Consider the following 22900-nt stretch of genomic DNA (forward strand, 5'->3'; position numbering starts at 1 on the left):
ATGGCGGCGCGCGCGGCGGCGTCACGGGCCTGGTCGACGCCACGCCCCGGCGCCGCGCCGGCCGCGCGCGCCAGCGCCTCTTCCAGGCTCAGCGGCGCCGCGAGGGCGGCTGGCGCCTGGACGAGGCAAAGCGCCAGGACCGCCAGCGCGGTCAGCGGCCGTGCGCGCAGATGCGCGCGTGACGGCGAGGTCATGGATCTCATCTCCGAAGGTCAGATGCGCGCGTCAGGCGCGCGCGGGCTCAGGCGTCGTGCGCGAGGCTGACTTTCGGAGGGCGTTCGGGCAGTCCGGGGATACGGCCAGACGCGAGGCGCTGGGTGGCGAGATTGGCGGTGGCCTCGGCGAAAACGCCGGCTGGCGGGGCGACACCCGCGACCAGCGACGGCGTCGGCGACTGGTGGCTATGGCCGTGGCCGCAGACCCCTGCACCTTCGCAAGGGTGGCCCGCCTCGGCGTGCCCCGCTTCGCCGTCGATGACGATCGCCGCAGACTGATCCTGCGTGACCACGCCCTCGGCCGCGCACTGCACGCCGTCTAGCGCAGCGCCGCCGACCAGCACGGCCAGCAACAGGGCCGCGAACAGCCCGCGCAGGTCACGCCAGAGGGAACGGTGCGGTCTCATCACCCTGCTCTATAGCGACGCTCGCGAGCCCGCGGAACAGGTTACATCATCACACGGCGCGGCTGAGGCGCCCGCTGGCCGTGGCGGGTGCGGCGTAGGCCTGGACATTCCGCGCCTGGGCGCAGGCCTCGCCGACGATCAACGCCACCGGGCCGTCGAAGCCTGCGTCCGCCACCGCGTCGCCGAGCTGGGCCAGCGTGCAGGCCACGGCGCGGGCCTGGGATCGGCCGGCGTTCTCCACCGCCAGCGCCGGCGTGTCGCCTGCCCTGCCCTCCGCCATCAGCCGGCCCGCCGCAGCAGCCGCCGCATCGCGCGCCATGTACAGCACCACCGTCGTCTGGGCGTCGGCTAGGCCGGCCCAGCCGCCCTCGACCAGCGCCCCGTCCTGCACGCGCGCGGTGGCGAACGTCACGCGCCGCGCCTCGCCGCGATGGCTCAGCGGAAAGGCGAACTGCGCCGCTGCGGCGCTCGCCGCGGTGACGCCCGGCACGATCTCCACGCCGACGCCGTGCGCTTCCAGGAAGGCGCGCTCCTCGCCCGAGCGACCGAACACCGACGGATCGCCGCCCTTCAGCCGCACGACGCGCAGACCCTTGCGCGCCAGACGCAGCATCAGCCGGTTGATCTCGCCCTGGTCCATGCTGGCTTTGCCAGATCGCTTGCCGGTCTGGATGCGCACGCAGCCCTTGGGCGCCAACGCCAGGACCTCTTCGGTGATCAGCGCGTCGTAGAGCAGCGCCTGGGCCCCCTCGACGGCGCGCAGCGCACGCACGGTCATCAGGTCGGCCGCGCCGGGGCCAGCGCCCACCAGCAGAACGCATCCGGCATCAGGCGACATTCAGGGCCTCATTCGGCATGGTGGCGAGCAGACGCGCGATCTCGGGGCGACATGATCCGCAGTTGGTTCCGGCGCCGGTGGCCGCGCCGACGGCGTCGAGGTTGCGCGCTCCAGCACCAATCGCCGCCTCGATGGTCTTGGTCCCGACCTTCAGGCAGGCGCAGACCATCTGGCCGACGTCGATGGTGTCGACCGAGCGACCGGCCAGCAGGGCGATGCGGTCGCCCAGCTCCAGCGCGTCGTCCAGGAAGCGGTCGGCGATCCAGCCGCGGGCCGGCAACCCGCCCATCTCGACGATCGCCAGCACGCGCTCCGCCCGACCCTCGGTGATCGTCGCACGGCGGAGCGCGCCACGTGCAGGATCGTCCATGGTGAGCACTTCGCCCTCGGCGTGGCGCATCAACGCCTCGACCACGGCCTCGCGCTCCGCCGCGCCGCCCTGGCCGGCGAACTCGTGGACCTGGCAGCCATCGTAGGGCGTGCGCCGCCAGATCAGTTCCAGGCCCTCCGGCGCCGTCCAGGCTTCACGGGCGACGAAGAAGCCGCGCCAGGCTTCGCCGTAGGGGCTCACCCGCGCGGGCGTGTGCTTGAATTCGGGTTGGCCGGAGGCGGGATCGACGTCGGCCTCGACCAGCGGATTGCAGCGCCCGGACGGCGCGAAGGCGTCGGTCCAGTGCATGGGCAGGAACAGCGAACCCGGCCGTTGGCGCTCGCTGATCCGCGCGGTCACCACCGCGCGACCGGCCGTGGTCTCGACCACCGCCAGTTCGCCCTCGGTCAGTCCAGCGCGTGCGGCGTCGACGGGGTGCACCTCGACCATCGGCTCGGGCGCGTGGCGGCAGAGTTCGGGGGCGAGGCCCGTGCGGGTCATGGTGTGCCAATGGTCGCGTACGCGGCCGGAATTCAGCGACAGCGGCCATTCGGCGCTGACGGCGCGCGCCGGGCCCTTGGCGGCGACGGCGACCATGCGCGCGCGGCCGTCCGGCGTCTGGAACCGGCCGTCGGTGAACAGGCGCGCAGTGTTCGCGCCCCGCGTCCTGACCGGCCACTGGGCCGGCGCGAAGTCGGCGTAGGCTGCCTCGTCCAGCCGGGTCAGGCCGGAGAGGTCGAGGAACCGTGCGCCGTCGTTCTCGAAAGCGGTGAGCGCGGCGTGCTCGGCGAACACCTGGGCGGGCGTCGTCCAGGCGAACGCCTCGCCATGCCCCATGGCGCGGGCGACGTCGGCGACAATCCGCCAGTCGGCGCGCGCCTCGCCTGGCGCGTCGAACAGCGCCCGCTGACGGCTGATGCAGCGCTCTGAGTTGGTGACCGTGCCTTCCTTCTCGCCCCAGGCCAGGGCCGGCAATTTCACGTGGGCGAACTCGAGCGTGTCGGTCTGCGCCATGCAGTCGGAGACCACCACGAACGGGCAGCGGGCCAGAGCCTCGCGCACGCGGCCGGCGCGCGGCATGCTGACGGCCGGGTTAGTGGCCATCACCCACAGCGCCTTGATGCGGCCGTCGTGGACCGCCTCGAACATGTCGACGGCCTTCAGGCCGGGCTTCTCGGTGAGCGCCGGCGCGTGCCAGAAGCGGCGCACCCGGTCACGCTCGGCCTCGCTGAAGTCCATGTGGGCGGCGAGCGTCGAGGCCATGCCGCCGCTCTCTCGCCCACCCATGGCGTTGGGCTGGCCGGTGATCGAGAACGGCGCGGCGCCCGGTTTGCCGATCTTGCCGGTGGCCAGATGGGCGTTGATCACCGCCAGGCCCTTGGCGACGCCCTGGGCGGACTGGTTGGAGCCCATGCTGAACAGGCTGACCGTGCGCGTGCTGTTCGCGAAGGCCACGTAGAAGGCCTCCACCGACGACGGTTCGAGGCCGCAGTCGCGGGCGACGGCGTCCAGGCCCTGGTCGTCGCGCGCCAGGTCGGCCAGCGTCTCGTCGAAGCCGGCCACATGGTCGCGGACGAAGTCGCGGTCCACCGCGCCTTGGGCGTCCAGCCAGGCGAGCAAGCCGTTCCACAGCCGCACGTCGGTCTGCGGCGCGATGGGCAGGAACAGGTCGCAGCCCTCGGCGGTGTCGGTGTGGCGCGGGTCGATGACGATCCACTGCTGGCCGTGGCTGCGCGCCTTCTCCATGCGGCGGAACAGCACCGGATGGGTCCACGCCGCGTTGTGGCCGCTGAACACCACAAGATCTGCGAGGTCCAGGTCCTCGTAGCAGCCAGGGACAAGGTCGGCGCCGAACGCCTGCTTGTGGGCGACGACGGCCGACGCCATGCAGAGCCGGGAGTTGGTGTCGATGTTGCCCGAGCCGACAAAGCCCTTCATCAGCTTGTTGGCCGCGTAGTAGTCCTCGGTCAGAAGTTGGCCGGAGACGTAGAAGGCGACGCTGTCTGGGCCATGCTCGGCTATGGCGCGGGAGAATCGGTCGGCGACCAACGCGGTGGCCGCGTCCCAGCCAACCGGTTGACCGAAAGCCTCGGGAAGCAGCAGCCTGCCCTCAAGGCCGACCGTGGATCCCAGCGCGGAACCCTTCGAACACAGCCGCCCGAAGTTGGCCGGATGATCGGCGTCGCCCTTCACGTCCAGTACGCGCCCAGGCCCGGCCCGGCCCGCCACCCCGCAGCCGACGCCGCAATAGGGACAGGCGGTCCGGACCTCGGTCAACCGTCCGTGCGGATCAGGATCCGCCCTTCCTCGATGCGCAGCGGGATCACCGGGGCGCAGCCCTGGCCACGGTCAGCGCCCAGGGCCTCGCCGCTCGCCAGGTCGATGGCCAGACCGTGCAGCGGACAGGTGACCGAACGACCGTGGACGATGCCCTGGCTCAGCGGGCCGCCCTTGTGCGGGCAGCGGTCGCGCAGGGCGAACACCTCGTTGTCGCCGCTGCGGAATACCGCGATGTCGCCGCCGGGCGTCGGCACCCGGCGAGCGCCGCGGCGCGGGATATCGGTGATTGCGCCGACGTCGGTCCACAGGCCGGTCGCAGGGATCAGCATCGCATTCATGCGCCTACGAACTCCAAACGCCGGCTGAGCGGGTTGAATTCGTCGCCGTCGCGCCCGGCCACCCGCTCGGCCCAGGGGTCGATGCGCGAGAAGCGCTGCGAATAGGCGAAGCGGTCGTAGAGCGCCTTGCGCAGGTCCGCGTCCTCGATCTGGGCGCGGATGGTGTCCAGGCCGACGCGGTCCATCCACTTGTAGATCCGCTCCAGGTACCAGCCCTCCTCGCGGTAGAGCTGGGTGATGGCGCAGATCGCCCACACCGCCTCGTCCTCGCCGGCGACCTTGGTCAGCAGCTCGGTGCCACGGATGTGCAGGCCGGCCGCGCCGCCGATGTGGATTTCGTAGCCGCTGTCGACGCAGATCACGCCGATGTCCTTGCAGGTCGCCTCAGCGCAGTTGCGCGGACAGCCGGACACCCCGAGCTTGACCTTTGCCGGCGTCCACGACCCCCACATGAATTTTTCGAGCCTGACGCCCAGGCCAGTGGAGTCTTGGGTTCCGAACCGGCACCAGTCGGACCCGACGCAGGTCTTCACCGTGCGCAGCGCCTTGCCGTAGGCGTGGCCGGAAACCATGCCCGCCGCGTTCAGATCGGCCCACACCGCCGGCAGGTCGTCCTTGGCGACGCCCAAGAGGTCGATGCGCTGGCCGCCCGTCACCTTCACGGTGGGAATGGCGAACTTGTCGACCACGTCGGCGATGGCGCGCAGCTCCAGGCTGCTGGTGACGCCGCCCCACATCCGCGGCACCACCGAATAGGTGCCGTCCTTCTGGATGTTGGCGTGGGCGCGCTCGTTGATGAACCGCGACTGCTTGTCGTCGCGATATTCGCCAGGCCAGGCGGCCAGCAGGTAGTAATTCAGCGCCGGGCGGCAGGTCGGGCAGCCGTCCGGGGTGGACCACTCCAGCGCCTGCATGACCGCCGGCATCGATTTCAGCTCTTCTTCCAGGATGCGTTTGCGCAGCACGCCGTGGCCGTGGCTGGTGCAGCCACACACCGACTTGGGCCCGGTCTGGACCTCGAAGGCGTCGCCCAGCTGTAGGGTGAGGATCTGCTCGACCAGCGGCGTGCAGGAGCCGCAGCTCGCCGAGGCCTTGGTGAACGCGCGCACGGCCTCGATGGTCTTCAAGCCCAGGTCGGTGATCGCCGTGGTGATCACGCCCTTGCAAACGCCATTGCAGCCACAGACCTCTTGGCTGTCGGGCATCGCTGCAACGGCGCTCTTAGGGTCCACCCCCCGCAGGGCCTCCGTGATCGCCTGGCCGAAGATCAGGGTGTCGCGAAGCGCGGTGACATCCTCACCGCGTTTCATCAGGTCGAAATACCAGGCGCCGTCGGCGGCGTCGCCGAACAGCACCGCACCGGCGACCTTGCCGTTCTCGATCACCACACGCTTGTAGACGCCGCGGCCGGCGTCGCGGAACACCACGTCCTCACACCCCTCGCCGCCGGAGAACTTCCCAGCCGAGAACACGTCGACGCCGGAGACCTTCAGGCGGGTCTGCAGCAATGAGCCTTCGTAGACCGCGTCCTCGTCGCCGGTCAGCACGTCGGCCAGGGTGCGGCACATCTCCCAGATGGGCGCCACCAGGCCGTAGGCGACACCGCGGTGCTCGGCGCACTCGCCGATCGCGAACACCGCCGGATCGGAGGTGCGCAGGCCGTCGTCGACCACCACGCCGCGTCCGCAGATCAGGCCCGCCTGGGCGGCCAGCGAGATGCTCGGCCGGATGCCGACGGCCATCACCAGAAGGTCGCAGGGGATTGTGCGGCCGTCCTTCAGCTTCAACCCCGACACCCGGCCGTCGGTCCCGACGATCGCCTCGGACTGGGCGCCCAGGACCGTCTCCACGCCGCGCTGGCTCAGCGCCTCGCGCAGCAGCCAGCCGGACGCCTCGTCCAGTTGGCGTTCCATCAGCACGTCCATCAGGTGGACGACGGTGGCCGCCATGCCGCGGCGCACCAGGCCGTAGGCGGCCTCCAGCCCCAGCAGGCCGCCGCCGATCACCACCGCGCGGCCGCCGGCGTCGGCCGCGGCGACCATCGTCTCGACATCGTCCAGGTCGCGGAAGGTGACCACGCCCGCCAGGTCCGCCCCCGGCAGCGGCAGGCGCACAGGATCGGACCCGGTGGCCAGGATCAGCCGGTCATAGGCCAGCGTCAGACCGCCCTCGGCCTCGATCGTTCTGGCCTCTCGGTCGACGCGCAGGACCGCGCGGCCGGCGTGCAGGGTGATGGCGTTGTCGCGATACCAGGCCGCGTCGTTGATGACGATGTCCTCGAACGCCTTCTCACCGGCCAGCACCGGCGACAGCATGATGCGGTCGTAGTTTACGCGGGGCTCGGCCCCGAGGACGGTGATCTCGTAGCGTTCGGGATCGCGCTTCAGCACTTCCTCGATCACGCGGCAGCCGGCCATCCCATTGCCGACCACGACAAGACGTTCCTTGGGCATCGACATCTCCGCCTGACAGCCCCGCGCAGGCGCGGAGCGAAAATTGTTCGGATGGACGCCGTTGCCCGGAAGAGTGCGCGCCGCGCGCTCCGGTCCCCCTGGGGAACCCTGCCGCGCTTCGAGCTTCGTTGCCCGAGACGCTGCTTCTCGTAACATGCTCGCTTCGCACTGCAGCGTGGAGCCGACCGTTCCTGACGCCCTGCCTCGTTCAAGCCCGGTATTTAGGCGCCGGGCTGAGCACGGCGCCCCGCGTGCGTGCTACACCCTGGCCAAGGTCGCTGAGGCTGCGCCCCAGGTCGTGCGCCAGGTCTTCTTGATCATCGTGAGGCCGACCAGAGCCACGAGGGCGAGCGCCGCAAAGCCCAGGAAGCCGGCTTGGTAGGTCCCGGTCAGCTGCTTCGAGAGGCCAAGACTGGACGCGAGGTAGAAGCCGCCGATGCCGCCGGTCATGCCGACCATGCCGGTCATTACGCCGATCTCGTTGCGGAAGCGCTGAGGCACCAGTTGGAACACGGACCCGTTGCCCATGCCGAGCGCCCCCATCCCGATCATGATCACCACCAGCGTGGCGCGCACGTCAGGAAGGCCGAAGCTCATCACCACCAGGGCGACCGCGGCGATCATGTACATGATGGACAGCGTGCGGATGCCGCCGATGCGGTCAGCCAGCGCACCACCGATTGGCCGCACCATCGAGCCGGAGAACACGCAGGCCGCGGTGAAGAAACCTGCGATCACCGGGGTCAGGCCATATTCGGAGTTGAAGTAGATGGTCAGGGATGACGACAGCCCCACGAAACCGCCAAAGGTCACGCCGTAGAACAGCATGAACCACCAGGCGTCGGGGATCTTCAACACCGACAGATATTCGGCCAGCGACTTCGGCGCCGGTTGGTCAGGCGCGTCCTTGGCGAAGATCACAAAGACGATGAAGGCGACGATGAGCGGTATCGTCGCCAAGGCCAGGACATTCTGCCAGCCATAGAGGTTGGCGAGACCCGGCGCGAACAACGACGCGAACACGGTGCCCGAGTTGCCGGCCCCGGCGATGCCCAGCGCGACGCCCTGGTATTGCGGCGGATACCAGCGCGAGGCGAGCGGCAAGGCGATAGCGAAGGACGAACCCGCGACCCCGAGAACGAGGCCCACGGCGAGAATGCCGGTGTAGCTCTGCACGCCGATCAGCCAGGCGGTCAGTAGCCCGACGATCACCACCAGTTGGCAGATGATCCCGGCGCGCTTGGGACCAATTCGATCGACCAGCACGCCGTTGACGATACGCAGGATGGCGCCGGCGAGCACGGGGATGGCGACCATCAGCCCCTTCTCCGCGGCGTCGAGGCCAAGGTCCTTGGCGATCTGCACGCCGAGGGCGCCCAGCAGCACCCAGACCATGAAGCTCATGTCGAAGTAGAAGAAGGCTGACGCCAACGTGGGCGTGTGTCCGGCCTTGAGGAAATCCTTGCCGATCATGTGGGCGCTCTTGCTTGGGCGACCCCGGAGGCCGGGCGCTTTGGGACGGGAGCGGCGTGATCGTCCAGAGCGGCCTGGGAGCCCGCGTCGCCATTGGCGCGGGCGAGACGTTCGCCGAGAGAGCTGGCTCTAGACGCCCATCTGCGGTGACGCTTCGCCCGGATCGCAGAACGGACCAACGCCAGCCGGCTATGCGCAAAAAGCAGGCGCGGCTGGCGTAGCGGCGCCTGAATGCAGGCGCCAGGGGCTGGACAGCGACGCTTGCGCGTGCGCTCCGAGCGATATGGACGACACCCAGACATCCCCGCAGGTGCTGAGCGGCATGGCCAGCGAGGCCGGGCGGCGGCCACATAACGAGGATTTCGCCGCCGTGCTGGCCGAGCCGCCGGGTCGCGCCACCGGCGTCGCTGCGGCGATCGCCGACGGAATCGGGGGTGCGAAGGGCGGACGCGTCGCTGCCGAGTTGGCCGTGCGCCAGACCCTGGACGGCTATCTCAGTCAAAGCGAGGCGAAGAGCGTCCGACGCACCGCGGGCCACGCCATCGAGAGCGCGAACCGCTGGATCCACGCCCAGGGCCGCATGGACCCGGCGCTGGAGCACATGGGCTGCACGCTCACCGTGGCGATCCTGCGCGGCCGGCGCCTGCATGTGCTGCACGTGGGCGACACGCGACTGTACCGCCTGCGCGACGGCCGTCTCACCAGGCTCACGGTAGACCACCGGGCGGAGGGCCAGACCAACGTCCTGACCCGCGCGATCGGCGCCCAGGAAACGGTGCGCATCGACTACGCCAGTGACGAACTGCAACCTCACGACCGGCTCGCCCTGGTCACCGACGGCGTCCACGGCGCGCTGTCGGACCGGCGCATCGAGGACGAGATGGCGCGACGCGACGCGCCGGACGAGACAGCGCGCCGCCTTGTGCGCGCGGCGCTGGACGCGGGCTCGGACGACAACGCCACCGCCCTGGTGCTGGACGTGCCCGATCTGCCTGCCGCCGACGTCATGGGCCTGAGCCAGGACGTGGCGGACCTGCCTATGCGTGAGCCGCCGCAGGTCGGAGAGACGGTGGATGGCTTCGAATTGCAGGCGCTGCTCGCCAATGGCCGTTACAGCCGGGTGTTTCGCGCACTCGACCAAACAGACGGCGCGGTGCTGCTGGTCAAGTTCCCCAAGCCTCAGGTGCTGGGCGCCGAGGCGCAGGCGCGCGCGGCCTTCCTGCGCGAATCGTGGGTGGCCAGCCGCGTACAGAACCCATTCGTCGGCGCCGTGCTCGACGTCCCGGTCGGGCGGCGCACGTCGCTGTACCTGGTGCAGCCATTCTACGCGGGGGAGACGCTCGAGCGGCGGCTGACGCGTCGCCCACCTGTGAGCTTCGAGGACGGGCTGGACATCGCCATCAAGCTGACCAAGGCGGCGGCCTCTTTGCATCGCGCGGGCGTGATCCATCGCGACATCAAGCCCGACAACGTCATCCTGGAGGCCGGCGGCGGCCTCAAACTGATCGATCTGGGCGTCGCACGCCTGCCGAACCTCGAGGCGGAGCTGGGCGCCGACATCCCCGGCACGCCTAGCTTCATGGCGCCGGAGTTGTTCGCCGGCGACCCCGGCGACGAACGCGCCGACATCTTCGCCCTGGGCGTGACGGCGTTCGCGATGTTCACCGGCGGCAAGCTGCCCTACGGCGAGATCGAGCCGTTCACCTCGCCGCGGCACCGCCGCAGACAGGCTTTGTCGGCGTCGCGTCCCGACCTGCCGGCGTGGCTGGAGGCGACCTTGGCCAAGGCTCTGGCCGTCGATCCCAAGGACCGTTTCCAGGACGCCTTCGAACTCGCGTTCGAGCTGGAGAATGGCGCGATCCGCGGCGCGCCGGCGCGCCGGGGGCGGCCCAGTCTCTACGAGCGTGATCCGCTGCGGTTCTGGCAGGTTACGGCGCTGGTCCTGCTGGTCCTCCTGCTGGCGTCGCTGGCGCGCTGAGCCCTCAGGCGGCGGCGCGCACCGCGGCGTGCCGGGCGTAGAGGAACTCGATCACCGCGTGGCGGGCCTGGATGTAGGCCGGCGTCGCGTCCACCGCGATGCGATTGCGCGGACGGGCCAGGTCCACGTGCGCGATCTCGCCGACGCTGGCGGCCGGGCCGTTGGTCATCATCACGATGCGGTCCGACAGCAGCACGGCCTCATCCACGTCGTGGGTGATCATCAGCACGGTGTTCTTCAGCTGGGCGTGGATTTCCATGACGCTGTCCTGGAGGTTGGCGCGGGTCAGCGCGTCCAGGGCGCCGAACGGCTCGTCCAGCAGCAACACCTTGGGCTCCATGGCCAGCGCGCGGGCCAGACCCACCCGCTGCTTCATGCCGCCGGAGATCTCGTGCGGCTTCTTGTCCTTGGCGTGGGTCATCTGCACGAGCGCCAGGTTGTGCAGCGTCCACTCGTGTCGCTCGGCGCGCGACTTGGTGGCGCGGAACACCTTGTCGACGCCCAGGCGGACGTTCTCGTAGGCGGTCAGCCACGGCAGCAGCGAGTGGTTCTGGAACACTACCGCCCGCTCCGGCCCCGGTCGTTCGACGGCCTCGCCATCGAGGATCACTGCGCCCGTGGAGACCGGCAGCAGCCCGGCCACGACATTGAGCATGGTCGACTTTCCGCAGCCGGAGTGGCCGATGATCGAGACGAACTCGCCGCGATCGATCTGCAGGTCGACCCCGCGGAGCACTTCCGAGACCTTTGAGCCGCTGCGGAAGCTGACGCACAGGTTCTCGATGGAGAGATAGGATTTGGACATGGGTCTGATCCTCAGTTCGCGGCCGTGCCGCGCGAGACGATGTGGCCGACGAGGGCGATGAAGCGGTCGAGGGCGAAGCCCACCAGACCGACCCAGACCAGGGCCACGACGATGTCGGAGATGCGGGACGCGTTGTACTGGTCCCAGATGAAGAAGCCGACGCCGACCCCGCCCAGCAGCATCTCCGAGGCGATGATCGCCAGCCAGCTCATGCCGACCCCGATGCGCAGGCCGGTGAAGATGTAGGGCGTCGCCGCCGGCAGAAGAATGGTGAACAGGTGCTCGATCGGCGACAGCCTCAACACCCGCCCGACGTTGCGATAGTCCTGCGGGATGTTGCGGACGCCGACCGCGGTGTTGATGACGATCGGCCAGATCGCGGTGATGAAGATCACGAACAGCGCCGAGGGGTTGGCCTCGTGCAGGGCGGCCAGCGAGATCGGCAGCCAGGCCAGCGGCGGAATGGTCCGCAGCACCTGAAAGATCGGGTCCAGGCTGCGGTGCGCCAGCTTGCTGGACCCCACCAGCATGCCCAGCGCAATGCCCACGACCGCGGCCAGGCCGAAGCCCACCGCGACGCGCCGCAGGCTGGTCAGGGTGTGCCAGAAAAGTCCCTTGTCCGTGCCCCCGTGATCGAAGAACGGATTGAGGATCAGGTCGTGCGATTCCATCCAGATGCGGCTGGGCGACGGCAGGCCGCCGGCTGCGTCGCCGGCGGCCAGCTGCCAGATCAACAGCACTGCGATCAGCGTGATCAGGGGCGGAAGCAGGTTGGCGGCGGCCTCGCGCAGCGTCTGCGCCACCCGCCCGGCCGAGACGCTCTTGCGCGGCATCGGCAGGATCGCGGCGGGCGTCACCGGTTTGGCAGGGGTCGGCGCGAACTCAGGATGCAGTTTCAGGGCTGGCAGGCTCATGAGGCGGCTCCTTTCACGCGCATCAGACGAGTTTCTTGATGGGCTGGCTGGCGAGGTAGGCGGCCGGGTTCGCCGGGTCGAAGACCTTGCCGTCGAAGAACTTCTCCGGCCCGCGGTTGTCTCCAGCGGGCGCGGCCACGCCCAGCGACTTGGCCGCCGCGCGCCAGATGTCCGAACGATTGACCTTGTTGACCAGGCCCATCTTGTTGGTCGAGGCCGGCAGCACGCCCCAGCGGACATCCTCGGTGAGGAACCAGAGGTCGTGCGATTTCCAAGGGAACGAAGCGTTGTCGGCCCAGAACTTCATCACATGGCCGGAGCCCTTGAGCGCACGTCCGTCGCCGTAGTCCACCGTGCCCTGCAGGCGGGGCAGGATGTCGCCGATCGGCACGTTGATGTACTGGCGGCCCGAAACGATGGAGCACATCGCCTGTTTGTTGGCCGGCTTGTCGCACCACATCTGGGCCTCCATCACCGCGGCGGTGATGGCTTCGGCGGCCCGGGGATATTTCGCCACCCAGTCGGCGCGCATGCCGAGCGCCTTCTCCGGGTGGTTCATCCAGATTTCGGAGGTCAGGCAGGCGGTGTAACCGACCTTCTGGTTGACCAACTGGCCGTTCCACGGTTCGCCGACGCAGAAGGCGTCCTGGGTGCCAGCCTTCATGTTGGCGACCATCTGCGGCGGCGGGATCACGATGGTCGAGACATCGGTCTCTGGGTTGATGCCGCCGGCCGCCAGCCAGTAGCGGATCCACAGGTCATGGGTCCCGCCACGGAAGGTCATGGCCACCTTGGCTGTGTTTCCGGCCGCCTTCAGTTGGGCGAACTTGGCCTTGGCGCCGGCGCTGTTCAGCCCGACCTTCACCGCCTTCAAGTCGTTGCCGACCGAGATCGCCTGGCCGTTGAGGTTCAGCCTGGCCAGGATGTTCATCGGCACCGGCTTGCCGCCGCTGATCGTGCCCGCCGTCAGCAGGTAGGGCATCGGCGACAGGATATGCGCCCCATCGATGCCGCCGCCGCCTGAGCCCAACACCAGGTTGTCGCGGGTCGCCGCCCAGGAGGCCTGCTTCAGCACCTCCACGTCGGGCATGCCGTGCTTGGCGAACAGGCCGCGCTCCTTGGCGATGATCAGGGGTGAGGCGTCGGTCAGCGCGATGAAGCCGAGCTTCGCCTTGCTGACCTCGGGGCCCGCCCCCGCGGCGAACGCGCCAGAGGGCAAAGCCGCCTTGGCCGCGGCGAGCGTTGCAGCGGTCGCGGTGATCGCGCCGCGCCGGGTGAGGCCCGAGGTCGCGGCCCGCTTGGTGATGTCGTTGGTCATGGTCATGTGATCCGTGAGCTGTGGGCTTGGCGCGGGATGGTCAGAGTTTGTATTCGAGGGTCAGCCACACCTTGGTGCGGGAGGGCGGCGGCGCAGCGGCCCCCAGCGGCACGCGCGCCTCGCGCTCGAAGTCCGCGTATTTTAGCGCCGCGCTGAGTTTGGGCGTGATCGCCGCCTGCAGCTGGGCGTCCCACTCGCGGCCGAGGTCGGCGCCCGTCCGCTGACCGTCGAAGTCGTGGTAGCGGACGATCAGCTCGGCGTTGAACAGATAGGCCATGCGGAACCGCGGCCTGGCGGTGAAGGCGAGGTTCAGGTCCTCGATCCCGTCGACAAAGCCCTTGTTCCCGCCCAGCGGCTGGACAAAGGCGTCGGCCCAGCCCTGGAACGCGTGGGTGGTGGCCAGCGGCGTGGTGAAGCCCCGCGTCCCGTTCCCTTCGAGCGACTCCCAGGAGGCCTTCACCGTATAGATGTCGAAGGTCCCGGCGACATCGACGCCCAGGTAGTCGAGGTCATAGGCCGCCGTATTGCTGCGGTAGTCGCTCTGGCGCGCGTAGGTGGCGTTGTAAGCCAGCTGGTAGAGCCCGACCCAGGTCTTGCCCGACGCCTTCACCCCCTTGGTGATGGACGAGTTGGCGGCGGAATTGCCGAACTCCAGCGCGTAGACGAAACCCTGCAGGCGCAGGCTTTCCGCCGGCGACCAGGTCGCGTTGAACAGGTGGCTGTCGCTGTCCCAGTCGCGGTCCTCGCCGAGGATCCGGTTGACGTGGCCGAGATAGGCATAGGTGGCCTTGAACCGGCCCCAGGCGACGTCGGAGCGCACGGCGTCGAAGGTCTGCTCGTCCTGGCGCCAGCCGACATTGCCCACGAACCGCTGGTCGTCGATCAGGATCCGCTGGCGGCCAGCTGTCATCTGCAACATGGCGTTCGGTGTCCAGGTGAGCTGCAGGCGGTTGAGCTCCGTGACGTCCGGATCGTTGATCAGCGGATACTTGGCCTTGTTTGCCCCGTTCAGCGGCGCCGTGGTCGCGCCTGGCACGTTGACGGCGAAGTGTTCGCCGCCGGCCTGGCGCACGTCCTCGAACTCGATCAGGCCGCGCAGGCCGTTCCAGTCGGCGGTTTCCCAGCCCAGGCGGGTGCGCACCGTGAAGGCGTCGGCGTCCTCGCTCAGTGCAGGCGTGTTCTTCTGATCGACGTTCTCATAGCGGCCACGCACCTCAAGCAGCAGTTTGCCGCCGGCGATCGCGTCGCTGATTGTGGTGGCCGCGGTTTGCGCAGGGGCTTCAGCCGGTGCGGCCTCGGCCAGCGGCGCGGGTTCGGCCGCCGCCTCGGAGCCCAGTCCATCCTCCGCCGGCGGCTCCGCTGCCGGCGCCTGCGCCGCGGCCGCGCCCGCCCAGGCCATCGCCGCCAACAGCGCGCCGCAGCGCGCAATCCCTCTCGTCTTCATTCCGGCCTATCCCCCAAGCCAAAAAAAAAGACGCCCGGCGAAGCCTTGCGGCCTCACGCGGACGTCGGTGTCCATCTGGTCCCGGAGCGGCTACGCCCCGGCGGCCCCTCTCGGGACCTGTCGCGGGACGCCTTTGCCCCGCGCTGTCGAGTTCAGGTGTCCATTGCCCGTCTCATCTCGCAATAGCGAAGTACGTGTCTGGCGGCCAAAACGCCTTGGCGGGAGTGTTTGCTCAGCGTCTGGGCGCCTGTTTGCGCTGCAACGCACACAGATTGAGCGCCACAGCTAAGCTGTAATGCCTAATCCTCACGAAAGCGGCCGATGTCGAAGCTGGCGGCGTAGCGCTGCGGCTGGGCTGCGTCGAAGCGGCGTGCGTCGAAGAACAGGTCCGGCGCCATGGCGATCGGCGAGCTGGCCTCGTCGAGCGTCCAGGGTCCCGTGTGCAGCCCCTCGACCTTCTCGTCGACGATCGGCGCGGGTTCGCCCAGCGACGCCGCGGCCGCGCGATAGAGGTCCGGTCGATAGGCCGCCTCGGCCGCGGCGGCGATGTCCACGTCAGGGCCGATCTGGCCCCAGCGCAGCATCTGCGTGAGGAACCACACCGCGTGGCTGCGCCAGGGGAAGCTCGCCGCGTAGCGGTGGTAGATGATGTAGTCGCGGCTGTCGGCACCCGGCTCCTCACGCGAATACGGCGGCGAGCCGACCAGTGAGCGGGCCACGGTCTCGATCGGCGCATCCACATAGCGCTGGTGGGCCAGGATCGACGCCAGCTCGGCACGGTTGCCGGGCTCGTCGGCCCAGGCGGCGGCCTGGATCAGCGCGCGCAGCAACGACTGCAGCGCCTGCGGCTCGCGGGCCGCCCACCCTTCGGTGACGCTGAACACCTTGTCCGGGCCGACGCTCCAGAACTCGGCGGCGTAGATCACGATCTCGCCGTGCCCATCGGCGACGGCCTGGGCGTTCCACGGCGCGCCGACACAGAAGCCGTCGATATCGCCCGACGCGATTCGCGCGGTCATCCGCGCCGGCGGCACCACGGTGATGCGCACGTCGCGATCGGGGTCGATGCCCGCTTCCGCCATCCAATAGCGGAGCTGGTAGTTGTGGACCGAGAACGGAAACACCACGGCGAAGGTCAGCATCGCCGCGCCCGCCTCGCGCCGCTGGGCGATAACACTGGCCAGAGCCCGCGCCGTCCTTGGCCGCGCATCCATCGCCTGCGGATCGGCGTTGCGCATCGCCTCGGCGAGGGCCGTGGAGACGGTGATCGCGCTGCCGTTCAGGTTCAGCGACATCGGCGCGATCATCGCCGAAGGCTCGCCGCTGAGGCCCAACCGGGCGGCGATCGGCAGCGGCCCCAGCATGTGCGCCCCGTCCAACGCCGCCATCGCCACCTTGTCGCGGATGTTGGCCCAGGAGGCTTCGCGGCTCAGTTCGACGTTCAGGCCCTCGAGTCCGAAGAAGCCCTTCTCCTGGGCGACCGCCAGCGGCGCGCAGTCCGACAGCGCGATGAAGCCCAGACGCAACGGCCTTGAAGGCAGGGTCATTTGGTTCCGCCTTTCAGCACGCCGGCGAAGGTCAGCAGGTCATTGGCCACGGCCCCCAAAGGCCGACCGGCGTCCATGGCCAGCTTGCGCAGCACGCCGTAGGCCTGCGCTTCGTCCAGGCCGCGCTCCTTCATCAGCAATCCCTTGGCCCGCTCGATCGCCTTGCGCGAGGCGAGATCGGCGCGGGCCTTGTCCAGGTCGTTGCGCAGCCGTTGCATCAGCTCGAAGCGGCTCATCGCCACCTCAAGCACCGAGCGCACCCTGGCCGGGGAGAGCCCGTCGACCACATAGGCGGCGACGCCCGCCTCGATGGCGGCCTCCGCCAGACCCGGCGACGAGCGGTCGACGAACATCACCACCGGGCGCGCGTTTTCGCCCTTGGCGTCGCGCAGGCTCTCCAGCGTGTCGCGGTCGGGGCTTTCACAGGCGATGACGATCACGTCCGGCGCCATCAGGGGCAGATCGCCCTCGATCGCCTCGAACGTCGCTGCGCGGTGGACCTCCAGCGGATGGACGTCGGCGAGCCCTTCCGCCACCAGGGCGGCGCGAGCCTCGTCCGGGTCAATGATCAAAACCTTCATGGTCGCCTTGGCCGCCCCCGTGGCGACATTGCTGGGCATCGGCCCGAGGTCAACGGTGAGCCGCCCCGATCGCTAGTGATCAGGTCGGGCGCCTAAGGATCAGGCGTCGCCGTTTTGCGCCGGAAATCCGCTATTCGGAATTATCCGCATCCAGTGCGCGTGCTGCGGCGGGATGTCGAACGATGAGCAGCGGCTGGCGCCCGCCACCGGCGTCGCCCCGATCGCCATGAAAATGGGAGAACGCCTGCTCGAGCCCATCACGCTGGATGCATGCGAAGATATGGTGCTGGGCCGGGCCCTGGGTGCGAGCCTCGCGGCCGCCGGTCTGCCGTTGCCGGCGCACTTGACGGACGAGGTCGATGACCACGGGGACACCTTCCACACGGATGATCCCTGGAACGGCCCCGAGCCGGTGCACGCCACCTTGCACTGAACGCGAGACGCTGCGCCGGCCCGCGAAAACCGCCGTGCGTTAAGACCTCGGTCACCGACACAGGCTCACCTCGCCCGAATGTCCCGATCCTCGTCCCAACAGCGATTCGACCACGGCGCCGCCCTGCGCGTCCCTTCTGCGGCCGACCCGCGCGGCTGGCGTGCTCTGTGGGCGTGGCTGGGCGACGCGGCGCGCGCGCCTGACGAGGCCGGCGCCGTCCAGGTCCGCACGGCCGACGGTTTCAAAGTCGCACGCCCCGGCGACTGGATCGTGCTGTCAGTCAGCGGAGCCTTCCATGTGGCCCGCGTCACCCCGATGCTCGACGCCTGAGAGACGGGCTCCACTTCTGCGGTAGCCAAAGCCCGTCAATCCGCTAAAATGGCCTTACCATTAGCGGCGCGCACAGATGCGCACGGGTGGCGTCCAAATTCCCCAGGGAGACTTCAAGATGGCTGACAACACACCTGCGCCCAAGCGCACGCTGACCGACGAAGGCATCATCGACATTCCAGGTCTGGCGAGCCGCTGGGTCCGCCTGGCCGACGGCCGCAAGGCCCACTACGTGACCGCGGGCGACAAGGGCCCGGCGGTGATCCTGCTGCATGGCGGGATCGAAGGCTCCTCCGGCACCGCCGGCTGGCGCTTCATGGCGCCCTACCTGGCCGCCAACGGTTTCCGCGTCTATTGCCCCGACCGCCCAGGCTACGGCCTGTCGGACACCAGCAAGGTCGAGTATCTCGACGCCAGCATGAAGGCCAACAACGACTTCCTGCTGATGTTCGCCGACGCCCTGTGCATCGACAAGTTCCACATGAGCGGCAACTCGATGGGCTGCAACGTGGCGACCAACTTCGTGGTCAGCAATCCCGAGCGCGTGCTGAGCGTGATGTTCATCGCCGGCGCGCTGGGCGACATCACCGAAACGCCGCGGGTCATGGGCCCCCAAGGCAAGTTCACCCCGAACCCCAGCTACGTCAGGAAACCCTGGGACGGCACCGCCGAGGGCATGCAGGAGCTGATGGACGGCATCATCTACGAGCGTAAGGCCGTCTGGCCGGAACTGGTCGAGATGCGCGTGAGGGCAGGTTTGAATCAGCGCAAGCCGCGCGACGCGGCCAAGCTGCCCAACGCCATGGATCAGGTGCTGTCGCAAAAAGACCCGAACCAGATGCAGATCTTCTCGACCAAGGGCCGGATCGACAAGCTGACCATCCCGATGATCTACCTGTTCGGCCTGCAGGACGTGCTGGCCCCGGTGGAGAACGGCTTCAACCAGGAAGACTCCGTTCCCAACATCCAGTTCTTCTATCCGGACGAGTGCGGCCACCAGGGCCAGACCGACCAGCCGGAGCTCTTCAACGAAGTGGCCCTGGAATTCTTCAAGACCGGCAAGGTCACCTGGGCGACGGCGGTAAAGGCGGGTGTGTCGCTGCGCAAGCCGATCAATCCGCGCTACGTCGAAGAGCCCAAGGGTGGCTTCCCCAAGCCGGCTCGCGAGATCTACGCCGATCAGCAAACCCTGCGGAACGGCCTCAAGGCCCTCGACAAGGTTCCCGCCTAAGCAACTTCCCGCTCCCGGCGCAGGCCGGGAGCGGGCCTGCATTCTGAAGGGCCCGGCGAAAGTCGGGCCCTTTTTTATCGCTGATCAGGCGGAGGCTTCTTCGCCCTCGATCTCGACCCCGGCGGCGACCAGCACGCGCGAGACCATATTGTAGGCCGCCACCACCAGGATCAGCTCAACCGTCTGCCGGGGATCGGGGAACGCCGCACGAACCTCGGCCATCACCTCAGGCCTCACAGCGACATGGCGGGTGGAGTCGCGGGAGAAGCGCAGGACGGCCAGTTCCGCCGCATCGAACAGCCCGGGCGCCGCGATCGCCGCGTCCACATCGGCCAGGGCGTCCACCTGGGCGGCGCTGGCGCCGGCTTTGAGCAACAGCGGCGCGTGGTGGTGGAACTCGTACGGCGCGTCGTTCAGCTGCGCGACGGCGCACATGGCCAGCTCGCGGTAGCGGGCCGGCAGCGCCAGGTCGTTGCGTATCGGCCCCATGTAAGCGGTCCAGCCGGCGGCGGCCGGCGGACTGTGCAGCAGGATGCGATCGAGATTGAACAACGTGCCGCCGCGCCGCGCGCGGGTGCGCTCGGCTGCAGCCTCGGCTTCGGCGTCGCCGCCGTTCCAGTAGGGTACGCTGCGCATAGGTCGTCTCCTTGATACGCCTCAGCCCGCCGTCTGTTCGGCGATCCGCTGCTTTTCCATCTCGCGCAGTTCGCGGCGCAGGATCTTGCCGGTGCTGGTCATCGGCATCGACTTCACGAACGCGATCTCGCGCGGATATTCGTGCCGCGCCAGCCGCTCGCGCACTGAATTGCGGATCTCGTCGGCCAGCTCCAGCGACGGCTCGTGGCCGTCAGCCAGCACGATGAAGGCCTTGATGATCTCCGTGCGCTGCGCGTCAGGCACGCCGATCGCCGCGGCCATCACCACGGCGGGGTGGCGCAGCAGAGCGTCCTCGATCTCCCCGGGGCCGATGCGATAGCCGGCGCTGGTGATCACGTCATCGCCGCGACCGCCGAACCAGTAGTAGCCCTCATCGTCCATGCGACCGAGGTCGCCGGTCAGCATCCAGTCTCCGGCGAACTTCTCCGCCGTGGCCTTCGGGTTTTTCCAATACTCCAGCAGCATCAGCGGATGCGGCGCCTTGAAGGCCAGGTTGCCCGTGGTCCCGGTCGGCAGCAGGTTGCCGGCGTCGTCGACGATGCCGGCGATCATCCCTGGCACCGGCTTGCCCAGCGAACCGATGCGCGGCTCCAGCACCTGCCAGCTGTTGCCCAGGCACATGTTGCACTCGGTCTGGCCGAAGCCCTCGTTGACCTGCACCTTCAGCGCGCCCGAGGCCCACTCCAGCAGGTCCTTGCCGACCGACTCCGAGCCCGAGACGACGCTCCGCAGGTTGACGTCAAACCGGTCGAGGTCGGGGACCTGGCGGATCAGTTTCAGCATGGTGGGGGTCAGCAGCGTGGTGCGCACGCTGTGCTTGCTCATCATCTGCAGCGCTTCTTCGGGGTTGAAGCTGCGCGCACGGTAGGTCAGCACCGGCACGCCCGCCGCCCAGGTCGGCATCAGCACGCTGAACAGGCCGGCCAGCCAGGCCCAGTCGGCCGGCGTCCACATCAGGTCGCCGGGCTGAGGGAGGAAGTCGAACATGAACTCGAAACCCGGCCGGTGCCCCAGCAGGATGCGGTGGCCATGCACGGTGCCTTTCGGCAGGCCTGTGGTGCCCGAGGTGTAGCTGATGAAGGCCGGGGTATCGACGGGCAGCGCCAGGGTCTCGAAGCGGTCAGACGCGCGCTCCAGGCTCTCCCAGAATCCAATCGCGCCAGGCGCCTGGCCGTCGATCAGCAATACCGTGCGGAGGTTCGGGCACTTGTCGCGGATCTCGAGGACCTTGGCGAAGTTGGCGACGTCGGTGACTACGGCGCGGGCGCCGGAATCGTTGAACCGGTACTCGAGCGCATCGGCCCCGAACAGGCACGAGGTTGGGACCGTCATCATCCCGGCCTTCCACGCCGCCACGTGGGTGATGGCGGTGGCAGGATCCTGGCCTAACAGCACCATGATCCGGTCGCCGCGCTGCAGACCCTCGGCGGTGAGCACATTGGCCAGCTGGTTCGCGTAGCGTTGGATGTTCTTGAAGGTGAAGACCTGCACCTGGCCGTCGGTGCGCTCGTGGATCAAGGCCGGGGCGTCGGGCTTCGCCTCGGCGTGCCGGTCGCAGACGTCGTGCGCCATGTTGTAGAGCGTCGGCAGACGCCATTGGAACGCGCCGTAGAGCTGTTCGTATTTGCCGGCTTGAGCGGATGCCACTGCGTTTCGACCCTTGTTCCCACGACCGCCTGCCGTCCACGAAGAGCGGCGGCGCTTTTGACGGCGACACTATACTCCGACGCCTCGCGCACAAGGCCGCCGCCGCGTCAGCGTCGGTTGCGAAGCCGACCGCGGTTTCACGCGTTGACGCTGCATGGCTCCACGACTGAAGACCTACGCCGCTGAGATCGACGGTGTGCACGAATGGATCGTCGCCGCGCCGAACCAGAAGGCCGCCCTCGACGCCTTTGGGGTTCGTCAGAACCTGTTCGCTCAGGGCTTCGCAAAACTGGTCGCGGATCCGGTTCTGGAGCGGGCCGCCGCCGCCTCGCCGGGCGTCCCGTTGCGCCGTGACAAGGGATCGAAAGGCGCGTTCGCCGCGGGCCCGGCAGGCGCGGAGACCTGGGCGGCGGCTTTGAAAGCCGCGCCCAAACGCGCCAAGGCGCCGAGCCGCAAAGCGCTCGATGCGGCGCAGGCGGCGGTCGATGCGCTCGACTCGCAGGAGGCTGCCGAACGCGCGCCCCTCGAGGCCCGCCGCGCAGCGCTCGAGCGCGAGGCGCGGACGGTCGAGGCCGAGTTCACGAAGCGCCGGGCGAAGCTGGACGCCGCCCTCGCCCGCGCCAAGGCCGCCTACCGCGACGCGGGCGGGAGATAGGTCTGGCTAGACCTCGAGGCGAAAGGCCCCGTCCTTGCGCACCAGCCGCCCGGCCGTGGGACCGGCGAAATGGGTCCCGATGATCAGCGTCGGGGTGTCGGCGAACTCCGCCATGAATGCGTGTCGCGTGCGGGTCGATTCATCGGGGTCGGTGTCGAACTGAGAGGCCCAGTGAGGATGGGCGATCTGACAGGGGTGGTGCATCATGTCGCCGGTGATCACCGCCCGCTCGCCGCGGGATTCCAGCACTACGCTGACGTGGCCCGGCGAGTGGCCGGGCGTCGGCGTCAGCCGCACCTCGGGTGCGATCTGCGCGTCGCTCTCCACTAGTTCGGCGAGCCCCGCATCCATGATCGGCTTCACCGAGTCCAGGAAGGTCGCCTCGGTGTTCATCATCACCTGGGCGAAACGCGAGTAGTCGCGGGTGGGCCCGTTCTCGGTTTCATTGCGCCAGTGGTCGTACTCGACGCGTCCCATGAAGTAGCGCGCGTTCGGGAAGGTCGGGACCCAGCGGCCGTCCCGCCACATGGTGTTCCAGCCGACGTGGTCGACGTGCAGGTGGGTGCAGATCACACCGTCGACGCTATCGGCGGGCCAGCCGGCGGCCTCCATGTCCGCGAGGAAGCCGGTGCTCAGCATGTTCCAGTTGGGCACTGTGCGCACCTTGTCGTTGCCCACGCAGGTGTCGACCACCAGGCGCATCCCCGGCGTTTCGACCAGCAGGGCATGGACGCTCAACCGCAGGTGACCCTCCTCGGTAGCGAAGTGCGGCGACAGCCACGGGATCGCCTGGATGGTCTCCGGATAGCTCTCCGGCAACGCCGACTTCACGCCACCGCCCGCGACCGCCGATTCGAATTCGACGATCTTGGTGACGGTGATGTCGCCAATACGCCAGACCAGGTTCGCCATGCGTCCGTCCTTGATGCCGCTTCGTAAAGCTTTATGGCTCCAGCGTGATGCGAATGAAATTCATCTGAAGTCAG

General features: G+C 68.8%; 20 protein-coding genes and 1 pseudogene. 5 read left to right on the forward strand and 16 right to left on the reverse strand.

Going from position 1 to position 22900, the window contains the following annotated elements; all coding sequences use genetic code 11:
• From Q8R27_RS06140 to Q8R27_RS06170, 7 genes and pseudogenes are all read right to left on the reverse strand, one after another.
• Positions 1 to 194: pseudogene (locus Q8R27_RS06140) on the reverse strand (hypothetical protein); the annotation flags it as partial.
• 47 nt (positions 195 to 241) lie between these two features.
• Positions 242 to 622: a hypothetical protein gene (locus tag Q8R27_RS06145; protein WP_305698180.1), complete on the reverse strand. Its 381-nt coding sequence runs from the start codon at positions 620 to 622 to the stop codon at positions 242 to 244.
• A 49-nt stretch (positions 623 to 671) separates the two neighbouring features.
• Positions 672 to 1460, reverse strand: coding sequence for a uroporphyrinogen-III C-methyltransferase (cobA, locus tag Q8R27_RS06150; RefSeq protein ID WP_305698181.1), 789 nt, complete (start codon positions 1458 to 1460; stop codon positions 672 to 674).
• Positions 1450 to 4107 (reverse strand): nitrate reductase, encoded by a 2658-nt coding sequence (locus Q8R27_RS06155; RefSeq protein WP_305698182.1) that lies wholly within the window; start codon positions 4105 to 4107, stop codon positions 1450 to 1452. Before Q8R27_RS06155 ends, cobA begins: the two co-directional genes overlap by 11 nt.
• On the reverse strand, positions 4104 to 4448 hold the full coding sequence (nirD, locus tag Q8R27_RS06160) for a nitrite reductase small subunit NirD (protein ID WP_305698183.1): 345 nt from the start codon (positions 4446 to 4448) through the stop codon (positions 4104 to 4106). The genes Q8R27_RS06155 and nirD overlap by 4 nt, the downstream gene beginning before the upstream one ends.
• A complete protein-coding gene (gene nirB / locus Q8R27_RS06165) occupies positions 4445 to 6907 on the reverse strand; it encodes a nitrite reductase large subunit NirB (RefSeq protein ID WP_305698184.1) in 2463 nt (820 codons plus the stop codon). The genes nirD and nirB overlap by 4 nt, the downstream gene beginning before the upstream one ends.
• A 252-nt stretch (positions 6908 to 7159) precedes the next feature.
• The gene (locus Q8R27_RS06170; RefSeq protein ID WP_305698185.1) at positions 7160 to 8374 is read right to left on the reverse strand and encodes a NarK/NasA family nitrate transporter; all 1215 of its coding nucleotides are present in this window, start codon (positions 8372 to 8374) and stop codon (positions 7160 to 7162) included.
• 283 nt (positions 8375 to 8657) lie between these two features.
• Here Q8R27_RS06170 and Q8R27_RS06175 point away from each other — a divergent pair, with 283 nt between their 5' ends.
• Complete coding sequence (locus Q8R27_RS06175) at positions 8658 to 10352, forward strand: bifunctional protein-serine/threonine kinase/phosphatase (protein WP_305698186.1); 1695 nt, start codon at positions 8658 to 8660, stop codon at positions 10350 to 10352.
• A gap of 4 nt (positions 10353 to 10356) precedes the next feature.
• On the opposite strand, the gene Q8R27_RS06180 is transcribed toward Q8R27_RS06175, so the two are convergent.
• The 6 genes from Q8R27_RS06180 to Q8R27_RS06205 form a co-directional block, all read right to left on the reverse strand.
• Positions 10357 to 11157 carry an ABC transporter ATP-binding protein gene (locus tag Q8R27_RS06180; protein WP_305698187.1) on the reverse strand — a complete coding sequence of 267 codons (801 nt, stop codon included), beginning with the start codon at positions 11155 to 11157 and terminating at the stop codon, positions 10357 to 10359.
• Positions 11158 to 11168: 11 nt separating this feature from the next.
• The gene (gene ntrB, locus Q8R27_RS06185; protein ID WP_305698188.1) at positions 11169 to 12071 is read right to left on the reverse strand and encodes a nitrate ABC transporter permease; all 903 of its coding nucleotides are present in this window, start codon (positions 12069 to 12071) and stop codon (positions 11169 to 11171) included.
• Between the two features lie 22 nt (positions 12072 to 12093).
• Entirely contained in the window at positions 12094 to 13389 is a 1296-nt protein-coding gene (locus tag Q8R27_RS06190) for a CmpA/NrtA family ABC transporter substrate-binding protein (protein WP_305698205.1), read from the reverse strand.
• A gap of 40 nt (positions 13390 to 13429) precedes the next feature.
• On the reverse strand, positions 13430 to 14833 hold the full coding sequence (locus Q8R27_RS06195; protein ID WP_305698189.1) for an alginate export family protein: 1404 nt from the start codon (positions 14831 to 14833) through the stop codon (positions 13430 to 13432).
• Positions 14834 to 15132: 299 nt separating this feature from the next.
• Positions 15133 to 16380, reverse strand: coding sequence for a CmpA/NrtA family ABC transporter substrate-binding protein (locus tag Q8R27_RS06200; protein WP_305698190.1), 1248 nt, complete (start codon positions 16378 to 16380; stop codon positions 15133 to 15135).
• Positions 16377 to 17000, reverse strand: coding sequence for an ANTAR domain-containing response regulator (locus tag Q8R27_RS06205; protein WP_305698191.1), 624 nt, complete (start codon positions 16998 to 17000; stop codon positions 16377 to 16379). Before Q8R27_RS06205 ends, Q8R27_RS06200 begins: the two co-directional genes overlap by 4 nt.
• A 133-nt stretch (positions 17001 to 17133) precedes the next feature.
• Between Q8R27_RS06205 and Q8R27_RS06210 the strand changes: the two genes are divergently transcribed.
• The 3 genes from Q8R27_RS06210 (at position 17134) to Q8R27_RS06220 (ending at position 18955) form a co-directional block, all read left to right on the forward strand.
• Positions 17134 to 17394, forward strand: a complete 261-nt coding sequence (locus Q8R27_RS06210) for a hypothetical protein (protein WP_305698192.1) — start codon at positions 17134 to 17136, stop codon at positions 17392 to 17394.
• A 78-nt stretch (positions 17395 to 17472) separates the two neighbouring features.
• A complete protein-coding gene (locus Q8R27_RS06215; protein WP_305698193.1) occupies positions 17473 to 17724 on the forward strand; it encodes a hypothetical protein in 252 nt (83 codons plus the stop codon).
• 118 nt (positions 17725 to 17842) lie between these two features.
• Complete coding sequence (locus Q8R27_RS06220; RefSeq protein ID WP_305698194.1) at positions 17843 to 18955, forward strand: alpha/beta fold hydrolase; 1113 nt, start codon at positions 17843 to 17845, stop codon at positions 18953 to 18955.
• Positions 18956 to 19039: 84 nt separating this feature from the next.
• Here Q8R27_RS06220 and Q8R27_RS06225 read toward each other — a convergent pair whose 3' ends face one another.
• Both Q8R27_RS06225 and Q8R27_RS06230 read right to left on the reverse strand, forming a co-directional pair.
• Entirely contained in the window at positions 19040 to 19591 is a 552-nt protein-coding gene (locus Q8R27_RS06225) for a carboxymuconolactone decarboxylase family protein (protein WP_305698195.1), read from the reverse strand.
• 21 nt (positions 19592 to 19612) lie between these two features.
• Complete coding sequence (locus Q8R27_RS06230) at positions 19613 to 21259, reverse strand: AMP-binding protein (RefSeq protein ID WP_305698196.1); 1647 nt, start codon at positions 21257 to 21259, stop codon at positions 19613 to 19615.
• 154 nt (positions 21260 to 21413) lie between these two features.
• Between Q8R27_RS06230 and Q8R27_RS06235 the strand changes: the two genes are divergently transcribed.
• Positions 21414 to 21914: a hypothetical protein gene (locus Q8R27_RS06235; protein WP_305698197.1), complete on the forward strand. Its 501-nt coding sequence runs from the start codon at positions 21414 to 21416 to the stop codon at positions 21912 to 21914.
• Between the two features lie 6 nt (positions 21915 to 21920).
• Here the strand turns inward: Q8R27_RS06235 and Q8R27_RS06240 are convergent, their stop codons facing one another.
• On the reverse strand, positions 21921 to 22826 hold the full coding sequence (locus Q8R27_RS06240) for an MBL fold metallo-hydrolase (RefSeq protein WP_305698198.1): 906 nt from the start codon (positions 22824 to 22826) through the stop codon (positions 21921 to 21923).
• Positions 22827 to 22900 lie beyond the last annotated feature (74 nt).

Origin of the sequence: Phenylobacterium sp., assembly GCF_030697305.1 — a bacterium.
Lineage (GTDB): Bacteria > Pseudomonadota > Alphaproteobacteria > Caulobacterales > Caulobacteraceae > Phenylobacterium.

Bases quoted from the DNA above. Each gene is read 5' to 3' on its own strand.
- Q8R27_RS06195 (WP_305698189.1), bottom strand. From the start codon at position 14,833: ATGAAGACGAGAGGGATTGCGCGCTGCGGCGCGCTGTTGGCGGCGATG.
- cobA (WP_305698181.1), bottom strand. From the start codon at position 1,460: ATGTCGCCTGATGCCGGATGCGTTCTGCTGGTGGGCGCTGGCCCCGGC.
- ntrB (WP_305698188.1), bottom strand. From the start codon at position 12,071: ATGAGCCTGCCAGCCCTGAAACTGCATCCTGAGTTCGCGCCGACCCCT.
- nirD (WP_305698183.1), bottom strand. From the start codon at position 4,448: ATGAATGCGATGCTGATCCCTGCGACCGGCCTGTGGACCGACGTCGGC.
- Q8R27_RS06170 (WP_305698185.1), bottom strand. From the start codon at position 8,374: ATGATCGGCAAGGATTTCCTCAAGGCCGGACACACGCCCACGTTGGCG.
- Q8R27_RS06225 (WP_305698195.1), bottom strand. From the start codon at position 19,591: ATGCGCAGCGTACCCTACTGGAACGGCGGCGACGCCGAAGCCGAGGCT.
- Q8R27_RS06220 (WP_305698194.1), top strand. From the start codon at position 17,843: ATGGCTGACAACACACCTGCGCCCAAGCGCACGCTGACCGACGAAGGC.
- Q8R27_RS06235 (WP_305698197.1), top strand. From the start codon at position 21,414: ATGGCTCCACGACTGAAGACCTACGCCGCTGAGATCGACGGTGTGCAC.
- Q8R27_RS06175 (WP_305698186.1), top strand. From the start codon at position 8,658: ATGGACGACACCCAGACATCCCCGCAGGTGCTGAGCGGCATGGCCAGC.
- Q8R27_RS06215 (WP_305698193.1), top strand. From the start codon at position 17,473: ATGTCCCGATCCTCGTCCCAACAGCGATTCGACCACGGCGCCGCCCTG.
- Q8R27_RS06205 (WP_305698191.1), bottom strand. From the start codon at position 17,000: ATGCCCAGCAATGTCGCCACGGGGGCGGCCAAGGCGACCATGAAGGTT.
- Q8R27_RS06210 (WP_305698192.1), top strand. From the start codon at position 17,134: ATGTCGAACGATGAGCAGCGGCTGGCGCCCGCCACCGGCGTCGCCCCG.
- Q8R27_RS06145 (WP_305698180.1), bottom strand. From the start codon at position 622: ATGAGACCGCACCGTTCCCTCTGGCGTGACCTGCGCGGGCTGTTCGCG.
- Q8R27_RS06180 (WP_305698187.1), bottom strand. From the start codon at position 11,157: ATGTCCAAATCCTATCTCTCCATCGAGAACCTGTGCGTCAGCTTCCGC.
- Q8R27_RS06200 (WP_305698190.1), bottom strand. From the start codon at position 16,380: ATGACCCTGCCTTCAAGGCCGTTGCGTCTGGGCTTCATCGCGCTGTCG.
- Q8R27_RS06240 (WP_305698198.1), bottom strand. From the start codon at position 22,826: ATGGCGAACCTGGTCTGGCGTATTGGCGACATCACCGTCACCAAGATC.
- Q8R27_RS06190 (WP_305698205.1), bottom strand. From the start codon at position 13,389: ATGACCAACGACATCACCAAGCGGGCCGCGACCTCGGGCCTCACCCGG.
- nirB (WP_305698184.1), bottom strand. From the start codon at position 6,907: ATGTCGATGCCCAAGGAACGTCTTGTCGTGGTCGGCAATGGGATGGCC.